The organism is Aquiflexum lacus (assembly GCF_015476655.1).
In the GTDB taxonomy this organism is placed as follows: Bacteria; Bacteroidota; Bacteroidia; order Cytophagales; family Cyclobacteriaceae; genus Aquiflexum; species Aquiflexum lacus.
In genome coordinates this window covers 82,459-98,713 of record NZ_JABFHF010000014.1, presented here as the reverse complement: position 1 = coordinate 98,713, position 16,255 = coordinate 82,459, and the positions used below count along the sequence as shown (strand labels likewise).

General features: G+C 39.0%; 16 protein-coding genes and 1 tRNA gene. 10 read left to right on the top strand and 7 right to left on the bottom strand.

Going from position 1 to position 16,255, the window contains the following annotated elements; translation table 11 throughout:
• The first annotated feature begins 11 nt into the window (after window positions 1-11).
• Window positions 12-1,055: a porin gene (locus HMJ38_RS13960; protein WP_194975026.1), complete on the top strand. Its 1,044-nt coding sequence runs from the start codon at window positions 12-14 to the stop codon at window positions 1,053-1,055.
• Here HMJ38_RS13960 and HMJ38_RS13955 read toward each other — a convergent pair.
• Window positions 1,052-1,513 carry a hypothetical protein gene (locus HMJ38_RS13955; RefSeq protein ID WP_194975025.1) on the bottom strand — a complete coding sequence of 154 codons (462 nt, stop codon included), beginning with the start codon at window positions 1,511-1,513 and terminating at the stop codon, window positions 1,052-1,054. The two genes, HMJ38_RS13960 and HMJ38_RS13955, sit on opposite strands and share 4 nt — an antisense overlap.
• Window positions 1,510-2,103 (bottom strand): acyl carrier protein phosphodiesterase, encoded by a 594-nt coding sequence (locus tag HMJ38_RS13950; RefSeq protein ID WP_194975024.1) that lies wholly within the window; start codon window positions 2,101-2,103, stop codon window positions 1,510-1,512. The genes HMJ38_RS13955 and HMJ38_RS13950 overlap by 4 nt, the downstream gene beginning before the upstream one ends.
• A 59-nt stretch (window positions 2,104-2,162) precedes the next feature.
• Here HMJ38_RS13950 and HMJ38_RS13945 point away from each other — a divergent pair, with 59 nt between their 5' ends.
• From HMJ38_RS13945 to HMJ38_RS13935, 3 genes are all read left to right on the top strand, one after another.
• On the top strand, window positions 2,163-4,100 hold the full coding sequence (locus tag HMJ38_RS13945) for an AAA domain-containing protein (RefSeq protein WP_194975023.1): 1,938 nt from the start codon (window positions 2,163-2,165) through the stop codon (window positions 4,098-4,100).
• Window positions 4,101-4,173: 73 nt separating this feature from the next.
• Entirely contained in the window at window positions 4,174-4,470 is a 297-nt protein-coding gene (locus HMJ38_RS13940) for a nucleotidyltransferase family protein (RefSeq protein WP_194975022.1), read from the top strand.
• A gap of 246 nt (window positions 4,471-4,716) precedes the next feature.
• The gene (locus HMJ38_RS13935) at window positions 4,717-5,199 is read left to right on the top strand and encodes a C-terminal helicase domain-containing protein (RefSeq protein ID WP_317174525.1); all 483 of its coding nucleotides are present in this window, start codon (window positions 4,717-4,719) and stop codon (window positions 5,197-5,199) included.
• Here the strand turns inward: HMJ38_RS13935 and HMJ38_RS13930 are convergent.
• On the bottom strand, window positions 5,196-5,741 hold the full coding sequence (locus HMJ38_RS13930) for a DUF4924 family protein (RefSeq protein ID WP_194975021.1): 546 nt from the start codon (window positions 5,739-5,741) through the stop codon (window positions 5,196-5,198). The genes HMJ38_RS13935 and HMJ38_RS13930 overlap by 4 nt on opposite strands.
• Window positions 5,742-5,836: 95 nt before the next feature.
• On the opposite strand from HMJ38_RS13930, the gene HMJ38_RS13925 reads away from it, so the two are divergent.
• From HMJ38_RS13925 to HMJ38_RS13905, 5 genes are all read left to right on the top strand, one after another.
• Window positions 5,837-6,058: an antitoxin gene (locus HMJ38_RS13925; protein WP_194975020.1), complete on the top strand. Its 222-nt coding sequence runs from the start codon at window positions 5,837-5,839 to the stop codon at window positions 6,056-6,058.
• 116 nt (window positions 6,059-6,174) lie between these two features.
• Window positions 6,175-7,968 (top strand): translation elongation factor 4, encoded by a 1,794-nt coding sequence (gene lepA / locus HMJ38_RS13920; RefSeq protein WP_194975019.1) that lies wholly within the window; start codon window positions 6,175-6,177, stop codon window positions 7,966-7,968.
• Between the two features lie 194 nt (window positions 7,969-8,162).
• Window positions 8,163-9,047, top strand: a complete 885-nt coding sequence (locus HMJ38_RS13915; protein ID WP_194975018.1) for a bifunctional 5,10-methylenetetrahydrofolate dehydrogenase/5,10-methenyltetrahydrofolate cyclohydrolase — start codon at window positions 8,163-8,165, stop codon at window positions 9,045-9,047.
• Window positions 9,048-9,157: 110 nt separating this feature from the next.
• A tRNA-Leu gene (locus tag HMJ38_RS13910) sits at window positions 9,158-9,241 on the top strand.
• A 108-nt stretch (window positions 9,242-9,349) separates the two neighbouring features.
• Window positions 9,350-9,889 carry a DsrE family protein gene (locus HMJ38_RS13905; RefSeq protein ID WP_194975017.1) on the top strand — a complete coding sequence of 180 codons (540 nt, stop codon included), beginning with the start codon at window positions 9,350-9,352 and terminating at the stop codon, window positions 9,887-9,889.
• Here HMJ38_RS13905 and HMJ38_RS13900 read toward each other — a convergent pair.
• From HMJ38_RS13900 to HMJ38_RS13885, 4 genes are all read right to left on the bottom strand, one after another.
• The gene (locus HMJ38_RS13900; protein ID WP_194975016.1) at window positions 9,886-10,485 is read right to left on the bottom strand and encodes a ribonuclease HII; all 600 of its coding nucleotides are present in this window, start codon (window positions 10,483-10,485) and stop codon (window positions 9,886-9,888) included. The genes HMJ38_RS13905 and HMJ38_RS13900 overlap by 4 nt on opposite strands.
• The gene (locus HMJ38_RS13895) at window positions 10,457-13,132 is read right to left on the bottom strand and encodes an MGH1-like glycoside hydrolase domain-containing protein (RefSeq protein WP_194975015.1); all 2,676 of its coding nucleotides are present in this window, start codon (window positions 13,130-13,132) and stop codon (window positions 10,457-10,459) included. Before HMJ38_RS13895 ends, HMJ38_RS13900 begins: the two co-directional genes overlap by 29 nt.
• Before the next feature lie 360 nt (window positions 13,133-13,492).
• Window positions 13,493-14,635, bottom strand: coding sequence for a glycosyltransferase family protein (locus tag HMJ38_RS13890; RefSeq protein ID WP_194975014.1), 1,143 nt, complete (start codon window positions 14,633-14,635; stop codon window positions 13,493-13,495).
• Window position 14,636: 1 nt separating this feature from the next.
• Window positions 14,637-15,488, bottom strand: a complete 852-nt coding sequence (locus tag HMJ38_RS13885) for a UDP-2,3-diacylglucosamine diphosphatase (RefSeq protein WP_194975013.1) — start codon at window positions 15,486-15,488, stop codon at window positions 14,637-14,639.
• Between the two features lie 311 nt (window positions 15,489-15,799).
• Between HMJ38_RS13885 and HMJ38_RS13880 the strand changes: the two genes are divergently transcribed.
• Entirely contained in the window at window positions 15,800-16,252 is a 453-nt protein-coding gene (locus HMJ38_RS13880; protein ID WP_194975012.1) for a hypothetical protein, read from the top strand.
• The last annotated feature ends 3 nt before the right edge of the window (window positions 16,253-16,255 follow it).

Genomic DNA, 16,255 nt, shown 5'->3' with positions numbered 1-16,255 from the left:
TCCCTACTGTTATGAAAAAACTTTCCGTTTTTCTTTTTCTTTTTTGTCACCAACTGCTGGCCCAAGAATTTATTTCCTCCAAAATCCAATTTTCCGGGTATATAGAAGCCTATTATAATTATGACTTTAACCTACCAGAGAATCATTTAAGACCTGATTTTTTGTACAATTTCACAAGGCATAATGAGGTCAGTATTAACTTGGCAGTATTGAAAGCAAGTTACGAGGATGATAACATTCGGGGGAATTTAGCCATCATGGGAGGTACTTACGCCCAATTCAATTTGGCCGAGGAACCTGCATGGGCACAGATGCTCAATGAGGTTTCAGTAGGTGTGAAATTGAACGAAAAGCTATGGTTGGATGTGGGCATCATGCCTTCTCATATTGGTTTTGAGAGTTGGTATGGGATGGATTGTTGGCACCTGAGTAGAAGCTTAATGGCAGAAAATTCTCCTTATTTTCTTACCGGGGCAAGATTTTCTTATGCGGTAAGCGAAAAAATGGATATACAGCTTTGGTTGGCAAATGGTTGGCAGAATGTACAAAAAGACTCCAGGAACCAATCCTTGGCAGTTGGTATTGGCGTCAATCATAGACCCATTGAAGGTTTGGTAGTCAACTATTCCAATTTCTTTGGCAATGAAAGTCCGCAGCCAATAAGGATGAACAGATTCTTCAATAATTTTTATGCGCAATATGAGAAAAATAAATGGGGAGTAACCATAGGAGCAGATTATGGAATTGAAGCATCATTTGTAGGGAATCCTCACCAATGGTATGGTATTACAGCGTCTTTGCGTCGCCAATTTTTAGATAAGTTTTTTGTGGCAGGTAGAGCGGAGTATTATTCTGACCCAGTGGGCATCATTCTCAATGAAGGGTTGAAAGTATCAGGCTTGTCTGCCAATTTGGATTATCACATCAATAAATCAGCCTTGATCAGACTCGAAGCACGTCAATTTATGAGCCCTGAAGCCATCTTCTCCTTGCCGGAAGCAAAATTCAGTAAAGGAAATACGGCAGTGACCGGATCTTTGGCAGTCAGGTTTTAACCTTTCTTTTTTGTGGGAACCTTCTTTTTGGGTAAAGATTTTTGAATGTATTTGACAAATTCCTCGTAATTGATATGTTCGTGATTACTGATGGAAAAAGAATTTTTGTCATCAAAAACCAGGGTCAATTGTTTGAATTCCCTTTTGTTTGTAATGATTTGCTCTTCATCCCAAACAAGAACCTGATTCAAAAGATATTTCTTGGTTTGATTTCTAAGTGGTAGTTGGGTGATGATGATTCCTTTACCCCCAGAAATAAATTTGTATGCAGCCATCATTTTGACCAAAAGCAATAAGATTACTAAAGTCAGTAATACGGTGGAAAAAAGATAGACGACTATACTTAGGGTCCTTTGAGTTGCAAAATGATTCAGCGTATAAATCAAACCACCTACCAATGTTATTACTATTAGTCCAAGGGCAAAGTAGGTGCTTGATTTTGGTTTGCAATGAATCATTGTGACTTCAATTCGGCTAGGGTTTTTTTGGAAAAGCTGACCACATCTTCAAAAAAATCACCAAAATGAACCTTCAGATATTCATGATGTTGGTCAAGAAATAAGTGAGCAGTTTCCATTTTTGAATCAAATTTGGTTCTTTTGGACATTCCGGTCAATGCCCTTCTTATGCCATCCAAGTCCCCATATCCAGTAAGCCAGTTGTAATATTTCATATAACCGAAGGTCATCAGGAATTTCTCGGGCAATATTTCTTTATGTTCTTCAATGATGGCATAAACATTATCAGCAAACTCCTCAATGGGTTTAGGGAAATAGTTTTTCCAATACCTGCCCAGAAAATAATCAAAATACATATCGGTGATGACCGTAGAATATCTACCGTATTCTGGTCGTAAAATGGATTGGGCTTCTTTTACCACAGGATGATTGTCCGTGTACTTGTCGATTTCCCAATGGAGTTTGATACCTACGACAATATCCTTTTCAAAAGCAGTATCAATGTCTCCTCTGACAAAGTCCCCTATAAAATTTCCAATCAAAACTTTGGGTTCCCCAAAGGATAAATATGCATGTGCTAGATAATTCACTTACGAGATAGTTTTACTGTCTGGGTTATGTATGTAATTTGCCTCAAATTTAACAATAGATGTCAAGAATACAGGAAGAATTAAGTTTTTCTCTCAAACTTCTGAAACAGGAATGGGAAGAGGATTTGAACCACTACAAAAAGAAATTTTTATATACCTCAATATCAGACAAAAAGGAAGAGGGTGTTTGCTGGTATCCGGTCCAACTAAAAAAAACCAAAACAGGATTTGGTGAACGGCTGATCGTTGAGTTGGAAAGATTCGATTCCAAGCAATCCCATGTTTTCCAATCCGGTAAATCAGTCTCCATCTTTTCCAATCATGATAAGCACCAATCCCAGGAAAATAGGATCAATGGTGTGATCAATCAGGTCAAAAAAGACATCATGGTGGTCACTTTACAGGTAGATGAAATCCCCGATTGGATGAATTCCGGGAAGATGGGGATTGACCTGCTTTTTGATGAGGCAAGTTACCGTGAAATGGAGTCTACTTTAAAAGCTGTTATCAAATCAGAAAAAGGAAGGTTGGGTGAACTGAAAAATATTTTACTCGGTGAAAAAGAGCCTGAATTCAAACAAACTGATATTGTTCAAAATAACCAACTGAACAGCAGCCAAAACACGGCATTAAATCTGGTCAGGAATGCCAAGGATGTAGCCATCATTCATGGGCCTCCCGGAACAGGTAAGACGACCACTTTGGTAGCGGCCATCTTACAGTCTTTGGAATCTACCAAGCAGGTATTGGTCTGTGCGCCAAGTAATGCTGCTGTAGATCTGTTGGTCGAAAAACTGATAGCTCAAAATATCAGCACACTTCGGATTGGACATCCTGCCAGGGTGGAGGATCATATTTTATCGCAGACTTTGGATGCCAAAATAGCCAATCATGACAGCTACAAAGATCTGAAGCGGCTCAAAAAATCTGCTGAGGAATATCGAAAGATGGGGCAAAAGTATAAGCGAAGTTTTGGTCCTGAGGAGCGGATGCAGCGAAAGAGAATATTTGATGAAGTCAGTAGGCTGAAATCAGATGCAGAAAGCCTGCAGGATTACATTACCTATGACATTTTCCAACAGACTCAGGTATTTGCATCCACCTTGGTGGGGGCTTCTAATTCAGCTTTGAAAGGAATGAGTTTCCCGGTTGTTTTCATTGATGAAGCCGCGCAGGGATTGGAAGCTGCCACTTGGATTCCCATCCAAAAAGCCCAAAAGGTAGTGATGGCAGGCGATCATTGTCAATTGCCACCGACCATCAAATCCTATGAAGCTTCCAAAAACGGATTAAGTGAAACCTTATTCGAAAAGGTGATCAAAAGGAAGCCTGCGGCATCACAGATGTTGAGTTTGCAATACAGAATGCCTGAGCTGATCATGGGCTTTTCCGGGAAATATTTTTACAAGGATGGATTGATAGCTGCCGACAATACCCTTGAACATAAACTTTCTGATGATGAGTCTGTCCTGGAATATATTGATACTGCAGGCAGTGGATTTGCGGAGCAACAGGAGGAAGAATCCCTGAGCACGTTTAACTTGGAGGAAGCAAGGTTTGCCTTGAGATATCTGGAAAATCTGATCAAAAGGATTGGCATTGCCAAAATTAAAACGAATGAATGGAACATCGGCCTGATAGCTCCTTATCGGGCCCAGGTCAGGAGGTTCAATGAATTGGTGTTTGATTCATATGAATTTCCGAATCTGCGTTCATTTTCGGATTTGTTGACCATTGATTCCATAGATGGATTTCAGGGGCAGGAGCGGGATATCATCGTCATCAGTTTGGTTAGGTCCAATAGTTCGGGCGAAATCGGATTCTTGGCAGATACCAGAAGGATGAACGTTGCCCTGACCCGGGCCAAAAGAAAACTGATTGTCATTGGAGATAGCGCCACCCTAAGTAACCATCCTTTCTATGCGGCATTTTTGGATTATGTGGATGGGAATGAATGTTATAAAAGTGTTTATGAGTATTTGGATGAGGACTTTTAACAAATACACCAAACTCCGCTAAATTAGACTACATGCCCAAAAAGATAAGTATATTTGTGTCAACATCTTAATAATGAAAACCAAAGAATCCATTTTAAATAACCTTAAGTCATTGGAAAGTGAACTTTCTACTTTTGGCATTAGATCCATAGGTTTATTTGGATCCTATGCAAAAAATGAATATTCCATAAACAGCGACATTGATATTTTGATTGACTTTGAACCTGAGATGGAAAACTTCGACAATTATATGGCCGTTTGCGATATCATAGAAAATTCTTTTAAGAATTGTAGAGTAGATATTGTCACTAAAAACGGACTTAGCCCTTATATAGGGCCAAAAATTTTATCTGAAGTAGAATATGTCTAAGCTTCCAAAGGAATATCTTAAGCATAGTGTTGATGAGTGTATTTACATATCTAATGTGATTACTCCATACAAAACCAAAGAAGAATTTTTTGCAGATGAAACATTGAAACGTTGTAGAACAGCGTTGGGTGGTGACTAGATGTGGTTTTCAACTGGGTGTAACATATTCACAGGAATTACAAATTCCAAGGATAGAAAAGGTGTAGATACAATCTACACCTAGCGCCTGTGCCAATTTACACCCAAATGGGGGAAGAATCCCTGAGCACGTTTAACTTGGAGGAAGCAAGGTTTGCCTTGAGATATCTGGAAAATCTGATCAAAAGGATTGGTATTGCCAAAATCAAAACGAATGAATGGAACATCGGCCTAATAGCTCCTTATCGGGCCCAGGTCAGGAGGTTCAATGAATTGGTATTTGATTCTTATGAGTTTCCTAATCTGCGTTCTTTTTCGGATTTATTGACGATAGATTCCATAGATGGATTTCAGGGGCAGGAGCGGGATATCATTGTCATCAGTTTGGTCAGGTCCAATAGTTCCGGTGAGATCGGATTCTTGGCAGATACCAGAAGGATGAACGTGGCCCTTACCCGGGCCAAAAGAAAACTGATTGTCATAGGAGACAGTGCCACCTTAAGCAACCATCCTTTCTATGCGGCATTTTTGGATTATGTGGATGGGAATGATTGTTATAAAAGTGTTTATGAGTATTTGGATGAGGGTTAATTATCCTTTGCCTTTCTCCCCAACCCCTCAAAATAAGCCCAATTAAGATAACTCAGTACATCACCAAATATTTCAGTTGCAGCTACCATATCTTTAGGGATTTCCCTTCCATGTAATTTGGCCAAAAGCAACCCGTAGATCGCATTGATGCAGATTTGGATTTCGTTGCCGGGAGAATTTTCGCCAGCTTCAAGCACCATTTGGATGATATGCGGTTTGGCTTTTTGGTAGATATTGAAATAGCTGTTGTCGGTTTTCAACAGTTGCCAATGTAATTTGGCCAGAAGGTCAACCATATGATGAACGGATTTTAAATGGCCGCTTTCCTTAATATCCTCATTTGCCATGGAATCTGCCAGTCCAGCAAACCATTGGTAAGTTCCCTCTTTTTCTTCCTCAGAAATCGGGTAATGTGAAATGACATATTGTTTTACCTTTTGCATGTTGAACTGGTAAGCTCTTAAGAGGTCTTCCATTTGGTACATATAGATGATAAACTCTCCGATGTTTTTGGCTTTTTTCTTTTCAGCAATGGCCTTCATTTCACTGATTTTTGATGATGGTGCAAAGAAAATAAGAAAGGTTTGTTTTTAACAATAAAATTGAAAAATGCGTACATTTAAGAAACTCAAATCCAATGAAAATCGAAGAAGTAGAAATTGAAAATATTTCAGGAAGCCAGTTTATTAAGATACCTGAAAATTTTAAAATAGATGATAATAAGGTTTACCTTAAAAAAATGGGTAACTCAATTTTCATTATTCCCTTTCATAATCCTTGGGAATCCTTAATTGAGGGTGTAAAACTTTTCACTGATGATTTTATGGAAGAAAGGAACCAGCCAAGCTTCGATAATTAGATCAAATAATTCTTTTAGTTATTCTGTATAATTGATTTTTTTATTAAAACAATTTAGACCTTCCTTCTCTTCATATACTGATATAACCCGCAAATTTTTCTATTTTTGCGCCCAGAATGAATATGCAAAGAATTAGGAATTTCTGTATTATCGCCCATATCGATCATGGGAAAAGTACACTCGCAGACCGTCTCCTTGAATTTACCCATACGGTAAGTGGCAGGGAGATGCAAAATCAATTATTGGACAACATGGATTTGGAACGTGAGCGTGGCATCACCATCAAGTCCCATGCAATCCAGATGAAATACATGTATAAAGGTGAGGAATATACTCTCAACCTGATAGATACTCCCGGACATGTGGATTTTTCTTATGAGGTTTCCAGGTCCATTGCTGCCTGCGAAGGGGCTTTGTTGATTGTGGATGCTTCCCAGGGCGTGGAAGCCCAGACCATATCCAACTTGTATTTGGCCATCGGCCATGATCTTGAAATCATCCCTGTTTTAAATAAAATAGACCTTCCCGGTGCTGAACCTGAAGTAGTGGCTGATGAGGTCATTGACCTTATTGGTTGTGACAGGGAGGATATTGTGTTGGCTTCCGGCAAAGAGGGTATTGGTATTGAAGATATCCTGAATGCAGTTGTGGAACGTGTTCCCGCACCAAAAGGGGATCCCAATGAACCGCTACAGGCCATGATTTTTGACTCGGTTTACAATCCATTTAGAGGAGTTGAAGTTATATTCCGGATTTTCAATGGGAGTATGAACAAGGGTGACAAGATCAAATTTGTCAATACCAATAAAGAATACTTCGCAGATGAAATTGGGATATTGGGAATGAATCAGATTCCCCAACAGACCATGTCTGCAGGAAATGTAGGATACCTCATTTCCGGGATCAAAGTGGCCAAAGAGGTCAAAGTTGGTGATACCATCACGCATGTCAAAAATCCTTGTACCATAATGGTCAAAGGTTTTGAGAATGTAAAGCCCATGGTTTTCGCTGGGATCTATCCTGTTGAAACCACGGAATTTGAAGAATTAAGGGCTTCTATGGAAAAGCTCCAACTCAATGACGCTTCTTTGGTATGGGAACCAGAGACTTCAGCTGCTTTAGGATTTGGATTCCGCTGCGGATTCTTAGGAATGCTTCATATGGAGATCATACAAGAGCGCTTGGAACGTGAATTTGACATGACGGTCATCACTACCGTACCATCAGTTCAGTTTAAGGCCCTGATGAACAACAATGAGTACAAGTTGGTCAATGCCCCTTCTGATATGCCTGACCCGACACTTTTCAAGCATATTGAGGAACCATTTGTTAAAGCCACCATCATCACTGCAGCTGAGTTTGTAGGTCCTGTAATCCAACTTTGTATGGACAAAAGAGGATTGATCAAAAATCAGGTTTACCTGACATCTGACCGTGTTGAATTGTCCTTCGATATGCCTTTGGCCGAAATAGTTTTTGATTTTTTTGACCGACTCAAAACCATTTCAAGGGGGTACGCTTCATTAGATTATGAAATGATCGGTTTCAAACAATCCCATATGGTGCGCTTGGATGTCATGCTCAATGGTGAAATAGTGGATGCATTATCTGCTATTGTACACAGGGACAAAGCATACGAATGGGGAAAAAGACTTTGCGAAAAACTGAAGGAATTGGTACCGAGACAAATGTTTGAAATTGCCATTCAAGCAGCAATTGGAGCCAAAATCATAGCGAGGGAAACCGTAAAAGCCATGCGTAAAAATGTTTTGGCCAAATGCTATGGCGGGGATATTTCGCGTAAACGCAAACTCCTCGAAAAGCAGAAAAAAGGAAAGAAACGCATGAGGCAAGTAGGCAACGTAGAGATTCCTCAGGAGGCATTTATGGCGGTGTTGAAGTTGGATTAGTAAGAGAAACGAGAGGCGAGAACCGAGAGTCTTGATCATAGAAACCAGAACCAAGATACAAGAACCAAGACTTTCTTTCAGAAATCAGTAATTTCGTGACGTGTTAAGCGGATTTATAATTCGATTTCCGATACTTAATTCTGAACAAACAATAATTAACTAAATAGCCAAACCCTATTAAATTCACGCTCATCATGCCAACACTAATAGACGGAAAAAAAACCTCAGAAGAAATCAAAATTGAAATCGCACATCGTGTGGCTGAGATCAAGGTGGAAGGAGGAAAAACGCCCCACTTGGCTGCAATCCTTGTTGGAAGTGACGGGGCAAGTCAGACCTATGTGGGGGCAAAGGTAAAGTCCTGTGAACAGGTTGGGTTTGAGTCTACCTTGGTCAGGTTGGAGGAATCGGTGTCTGAAGAGGAACTTTTGAAGGTGGTGGAAGATATCAATCAAAATCCAGAGATTGATGGGTTGATTGTCCAATTGCCACTTCCCAAGCATATTTCTGTAGAAAAAGTAACCAATAAAATCAAGCCTGAAAAGGATGTGGATGGCTTTACACCTGTCAATGTGGGAAGGATGACCTTAGGTTGGCCGGCTTATGTTGCAGCTACTCCTTATGGAATAGTCGAGTTGTTGAAAAGATATAAAATAGAAACTTCGGGCAAACACTGTGTGGTCATTGGTAGAAGCCATATCGTAGGTTCTCCCATGAGTATTTTGATGGCGAGGAATGAATATCCAGGAAACTGTACTGTAACCCTAACCCATAGCAGAACGAAGAATCTACCTGAAATAGCCAAGACTGCCGATATCTTGATTGTTGCTTTGGGTAGGCCTGAGTTTGTAACTTCGGATATGGTTAAAGAAGGGGCAGTGGTGATAGATGTTGGAATTCATAGAATTGAAGATTCAAGCAAGAAATCAGGATTCAGGTTGATCGGAGATGTGAAATTTGATGAAGTTTCTAAAAAGGCTTCAGCTATCACACCTGTTCCAGGAGGTGTGGGTCCGATGACTATTGCCTCTTTGTTATACAATACTTTGTTGGCCGCTGAAAAGAAGGTCTTTGGTTAATTTAAGCCATGACTCAAAGTCATGGCATGAGTAAACTAAATTGAGTAATTAAAATACCCTTTACCCCTTGCAGGGAAAGGTTTTCATTTCTACTTTTGCTGACCCTAAAAGCGCACGTGGTGAAACTGGTAGACACGCCACTTTGAGGGGGTGGTGCCCTTACGGGTGTGGAAGTTCGAATCTTCTCGTGCGCACAACAGGCCTCGGTTATCCGGGGCTTTTTCTTTTTTATACTTTTGAATAAAAGCAGTTTGATTCGAAAGTCGATTTGACTACTTTTCAAACTTTCCAATTAAAAAAAAATGCAAAAGAAACTGCTTCTCCTTTTCTGTTTGGTCAGCTTATTAAAAACCTTGACTATTGCACAGACAGCCCAATTTCCGATAGTTCAAGGTTTTGGAGGGATTTATGAAATTCCCGAAGCAACAGAAAGACCCGATCCAAATGGTAACTATAAAATCATCATAGATTTGGTTTCAGCAAGTGATGATCCAAAGCAGATCAACAGAATGGTGGATAACATTGCAAGGATGATCAATTTGCATGGCATTGGAGGTGTTCCAAGAGAGAATATAAAAGTGAAAGTAGCTGTTCACGGAGGGGCGATTTTCACGATCCTGAACGACAGTTACTATGAAAAACTATATGGTACAAAAAATCCTAATTTGCAGGTATATGAGGCATTGAAAGATGCCGGTGTTGAGTTCTATATCTGCGGGCAGTCTTTGATCGCAAGGGAAATGAAAACAACGGATGTTTGGGATGGTGCTGAGATTGCCTTGTCCATGTTGACCACATTGACAACTTATGTGCCCCAAGGATATATGCTAATGCGATTTTAAAGACCTAATTCCAGCTGAATGGGCAAATGTCTGAAGGACTTTCGGTGAATTGGTGTTAATCCTAATTTGATGATTCCTGCTCTATGGGTTTTGGTAGGATAGCCTACGTTTTTCTCCCAGCCATATCCGGGATAGGTTTTCGCAAATTCAGACATCAAATTGTCCCTATAAACTTTTGCCAAAATAGAGGCAGCTGCGATGCTTGCAAATTTACCATCTCCCTTGATGATGCAATCAAAAGGGATATTCAGATCCGTTTTAAATCTATTTCCATCTATAAGAAGGTGTTGGGGGATCACTTCCAGATTCTTCACTGCCCGGGACATGGCCAAAAATGAAGCATTCAGAATATTAATTTCGTCAATCTCTTCAACACTAGCTTCTGCAATGGACCAGGCCAATGCAGAAGCTTTGATCTCCTCTACTAAGTTTTCCCGATTGGATTTACTGAGTTTTTTGGAGTCATTGATAAACTCATTGGCATAACCTTCCGGTAAAATAACCGCAGCAGCTACAACCGGACCGCAAAGACAGCCTCGTCCTACTTCATCGCAGCCGGCTTCTAACTTATCGTATTCTAAATTCGGCCTCAGCATCTTCCGCTGTTCTTCTTTCTGATTTATAATATTTATGGATCATTTCGGCAACCAGACCAGTCCATCCTGTCTGATGGGAAGCACCGAGACCAGTCCCATTGTCTCCATGGAAATATTCATAAAACAAAATATGGTCTTTGAAATGGGGGTCTTCCTGCATTTTAAGATTGTTTCCATACATGGGTCTGTGGCCATTTTCGTCTTTTAGGAATATTTTGATGCACCTTAGTGATAATTCTCGGGCGATAATATCCATGGTGACGTAATTACCGGAACCAGTTGGGTATTCAATTGAAAATTCTCCACCATAATAGTAATCAAATTTCCTTAGGGATTCAATGATCAGGTGATTGATCGGAAACCAGATTGGCCCACGCCAGTTGGAGTTTCCGCCAAACATCATGGAATCGGATTCTCCCGGTGTATATTTCACACTCAAGACGTCGCCATTGATTCTCAGGGTGTAGGGTTTCTTTTTATGGAATTTGGAGAGTGACCTGATTCCGAAATCACTTAAAAACTCCTCTGAATCCAACATTTTATTGAGAATACTCTTCATCCGGTGTCCTCGCAATAAAGCAAAAAGCCTCCGTTTTTCAAACCCCGGTTGTATCCAACTAGACACCAATGCAGCTAATTTCGGTTTTTCTTTAAGGAAGAATTCCAGTCTCTCTTTGAATTCCGGAAGGCTATCAAACAATTCCACGCGAATTGATTCTACAGCAAACAATGGAATGATTCCAACGATCGATTTGAGCTTCATGACCTTAGGGTCTTTTCCGGGAAGGTGAAAGACATCAAAGAAAAAGTTTTCTTCATCATTCCAAAGGCTGATGTTTTCTCCCGAAATGTTGCTCATCGCCCCTGCTATGTATAGGAAATGCTCTAAAAATTTAGTGGCTGTAAATTGATAGGTTTTATTGAACTCACATAAATCTAGGGCAATCCGCATCATATTCAGCGAAAACATTGCCATCCAAGAGGTAGCGTCGGCCTGTTCTAATTTCCCTTTGTACCTATGGGCATGAGACCTGTCGATGACGGAGATATTGTCCAAACCTAAAAATCCTCCTTCAAAAATATTCTTTCCCTCGCTATCCTTTTGGTTGACCCACCAGGTAAAGTTGATCATGAGTTTGTGAAATGCCCTTTCGAGGAATTCCTGATCTCCTTTGCCATCATTCATTTTTTTGTCAATCTGATAGACCCGCTGCACGGCATAGGCATGGACAGGAGGGTTGACATCATTGAAATTCCATTCATAGGCAGGAATCTGCCCATTTGGATGCATATAAGATTCGTTTAAGAACAAAACAAGTTGTCCTTTGGCAAAATCAGGGTCGAGCCTGGAAATTGGAATACAATGGAAAGCGGAATCCCATACCGCATACCATGGGTACTCCCATTTGTCGGGCATGGAGATGATATCCTGATTGTAGAGATGTCTCCAATCACTATTCCTTCCTTTTTTACGTTCTTTTGGAGGTGAATATCTTCCTGGATCTCCTTCCAACCAACGATCTACATTATAGTAATAAAATTGCTTGCCCCACATCATCCCTGCATATGCTTGCCTTTGGATATCTCTCATGTCCCCATCTTTGACACGTTCCTGCAATTCACCATAAAATTCATCCGCCTCTCTCTTCCTATCAGCCATTATCTGTTCGCAGGGTTCAATTGCTGCTTCGGTTTTTTGATGTGTCATCCGAGTCTTGACCACATGCGAACCACCGGCGGGGATGGTTAATTTGTAAATTGCAGAGGCCTTTGTTCCAAAATCATTTGGATTCAGATGCCTGGAATAGCGGTTCACCACATAATCATTGATGGCATCTTTCAGATACATTTTTTCATTTGGGATACTGTAGAGTTTTTCCCTGTTTGTCTCGTTGTCACAAAACTTAAATTCAGGATCTCCATCAAAATTAAAAAAGTAATTCCCTCTCTGGGGGGAAAAAGCTTTTATAGTATTTTCGCCATTTAGGGTTAGTTTAGGCATAAATGGTTCGTGTCCTGTAAACCATGTTTTTCTAAACCAGATGGTAGGTATTACCCAGATTTCCGCATCTTCAGGCCCTCTATTGTAAATAGTCGCAAAAGCAGTGATGTCCTCAGCGTCATTTTTTGCATACTCTAGAAAAATATCAAAATATTCATCTTTGTCAAAGATGCCAGTATCAATGAGTTCAAACTCGGGGTCTGTTTTGGTTCGTTTCCTGTTTTCTTCCAGAATTTGACTGTAAGGAAATTCATTTTGAGGATACTTGTAAAGCATCTTCATATAACTGTGAGTAGGTGTAGAGTCAAGATAATAATAGAGTTCCTTTACATCTTCACCATGATTGCCCTGATGTCCAGTCAAACCAAATAATCTCTCTTTAATCAGTGAGTCTTTACCATTCCAAAATGCCCATGCAAAACATAAATTTTGTTTGTAATCAGATATCCCGCCGATTCCTTCCTCTCCCCATCTATATGCCTTACTTCGGGCCTCGTCGTGGGTAACATTGTCCCATGCAGCACCATTAGGACTATAGTCTTCCCTTACGGTTCCCCATTGCCGTTCTGTCAGATAAGGCCCCCATTTTTTCCAATGTTTTTTCCTTTCTCTATCTTCTTGAAGCCTTAATTTTTCTATATTCATTTAAACCTGATCCAAATAATCTATCCCGAATTTACCCATTTTTATAATAGTTGATCCTTTTTGGATATGACTTCTCTGAAATTTTTAAATATGTTTTTTCCGCAATCGATTTAAATGTTAGTATTTGATGTTTTTGAATTAACCGATTGATTATTTCAAAATTAAAAAATACCTAACGAAGGATAAACCTTGTAACTGGTAGAATGTTGTAAAAAACGCTGATTTGTTTAAAAAATAAGGAATTATATTTGGGTATAAAGGGAATGAAATTATAAACCAAAAGTTCCAAAACGTAAATATTAAAAAATTAATCTGTGATATGGGCTGGTGATTCCATAGTTGTTTTTCTGGTTATTTGAATTAACTGGCGAAAACTTTTTTTAAAAGAATCGGTCTGTTGACCTTTTTTAAATTTTTCGGACTTGACAAACTATTTAAAATACTGAAAAACTTTTCTTCAAAACTATCAACCCATTCTTTTGATGAAACTGGAATGAAATTTCCGGAATTGAGATAGGTTTCTACTTTATTAAAATCAAAGTTGTCGGACATGATTCCGGCACCAGCTATTTTGGCATCAATGGCATTGCAGGCTTGTTCAAATTGCCCCTTTACCGGAACCATCATGACGGGTTTTCCTAAATACATTGCCTCACAAACGGATTCAAATCCTGCTGTAGTCACCAAACCTTTACATTGTGACATTTTTTCTAAAAATAAACGGTCATTTAATTGATGGAAAGTCAGGTTTTCCAAAGGTTTGTACATGATAGGAGCTCCTATTTTATCCCAAAACGCCTCAATTTTAATGAAGGGGTATTGTTTGGCAAATAAGAGGATTTCATCGCTGTATCCCTGATTAACCATGTAGGTTAAGTAAAAATCGCTGCTGTAAGGGGTTGAATTTTTTATTTCGTTTCTAAGTAGGGGTGGTAGGACAAAAGTATTACCACTCTGAGTAGGATTAAGTGGTCTGAATGAAAGTGCCAATTCCATTTCTGATCCAAGTGCTGTGATTTTTGTATTAAGTTGAAATAGTAGTTTCTGAAAGCTATTTCCATTGGGATAAGGGAATTCAGGATGGTTGATTAGATATTGGTGCCCTATTGTCCAATGTCGGCAAGTCGGTTGGAAGAGCATTTTATAAAGACCTCCCAACAGATCATAGAAATTGAGGATGATATCAGGTTGGTGTGCTGTTACAAGTTGATGGATTTCTTTTAGGCTTTTTTTGAAATGATTGATTTTAGATAAATTATGAGTGATTGTTTTGCCCAATTTGATGCCTTTGTTTTTCTTGTCTGTCACAAAATTTGGGCTTTCGAAAAGATAAATCGGAGCCTTGATTTTGGAAGAAAAAAAATCTGGAATTTCTCTTCTTTTGCTTTTTCCCACGCATACTGCACATACTTCGTGTCCACTTTGTTCCAACATGTGGGACATAGAAATTGCCTGGGTCATGTGACCCCTTCCTTCACCTTGGACAATAAAGAAAAACTTCATTTCAGAGTAGGAAATTAGGATAATTTAGATCTTCCGCTGGTTTGGTGAACGCAACAGTCTTATAATCTTTCAGGGTTTCCAGTGAGACGGTTTTTTCAGAAGACATTTTTTTGAAATTGATTTCATTATAATAGATCAATTGCCATGTTCCATCATGGTCTTCTACCAATGCACTCATTGTTTCTACCCAATCACCGGAATTGAGGTAGGTAACTCCATTGATATCCCTGTTTTCAGCTTTGTGTATATGTCCGCAAATGATACCGTCACAACCCTTTGCTTTAGCCATTTTGGCCAATTCTTCCTCGTATTGATCGATGTACGAAACGGCTGACTTTACCTTTCCTTTTATAAATTGGCTTAATGAATAATAAGGTAAGCCCTTTTTTCTTCGATGATAATTCACCAACCTATTTAGCCAAAGCAGAAAAGTGTAACCGACATCTCCCAAATAAGCAATCCACCTAAGATTTGTCGTAATGCTGTCGAAAATATCTCCATGTGTGACAAAGAATTTTTTACCGTTACTTTCATAAATCATGTCAGTTTGGATTGAAACATTTCCAATCTGTAATGGAAGAATCTGATCCAGAAAATCATCATGGTTGCCTCTCAGATAAAACACCTTGGTGTTGTCTCTTTCGATCATTTTCAGCATTCTATTGAAAAACCGGGTATGCTTCCTTTTCCATGAACCTGATTTGCGAAGCTGCCATCCGTCGATAATGTCACCGTTGAGAATCAGGTTTTCACAAGTGTATTGCTTCAGAAAATGGGCGACTTCTTTTGCCTTTGCTCCTTTAGTACCTAGATGTACATCAGAGATGACGATAGTTTTGAAATGAGTTTTCAAGTCTGTCAGTTTTGTTTGCAATATATATATGCTCTAAAAACTAATGATGAAAAGGATATTATGAAAAGGATAAGTTTTTTAAAATTTAGTTTGGTATTGTGAATAAATAGTTAACTGACTGTTAAAATTCCTTATGACTAGTTGAAATTTGATTTGATTTTGTTGATTTGCTCCAAAAACAAAAGATTTATCACTAATTAAAGCGAATAGCTAATTGAGCATTTTCTCAATTTTTCTTTGACATCAGACCGATTATTACCAACTTCGAAACATGTTCAGCGTATTGAACATTAGTCTTTATTTTAAAAAGTATGAAAAAGTTATTTATTCCATTTTTATTTTTTGTGGTTTTATCTTCTTGCCAACAGGTTGATAAAGATCCGGAAATCAATATACTTGGCTATTGGAATTTGGTAGAAGTAACAGGCTCTATTTCCAACCTTGACTATTCTGGAAGTGAGATTGATTTTTCAGAAAAATATATTTTCAATGATGATGGTTCTTTTATCAAAATCACCAATAAAATCAAGGGTAGTGGTAAATTACTAACGGTGCCCGAACAGGCATTAGGTCTTTATGAGTTGATTCCTTCTGATAATTCAGCCCATTTATTTGAGCTAATACTTACTTTTGAAACCAATTTGGATTTGGTTGCCAATTGCGGTGAAGGCAATCAGGAGTTTTTGTATATCAATAACTCAAAAAATCTCACAAATTTCTCATGGGCTGCTTGCGATGGACTCGGGTTCATTTATTCCAAATAAAGG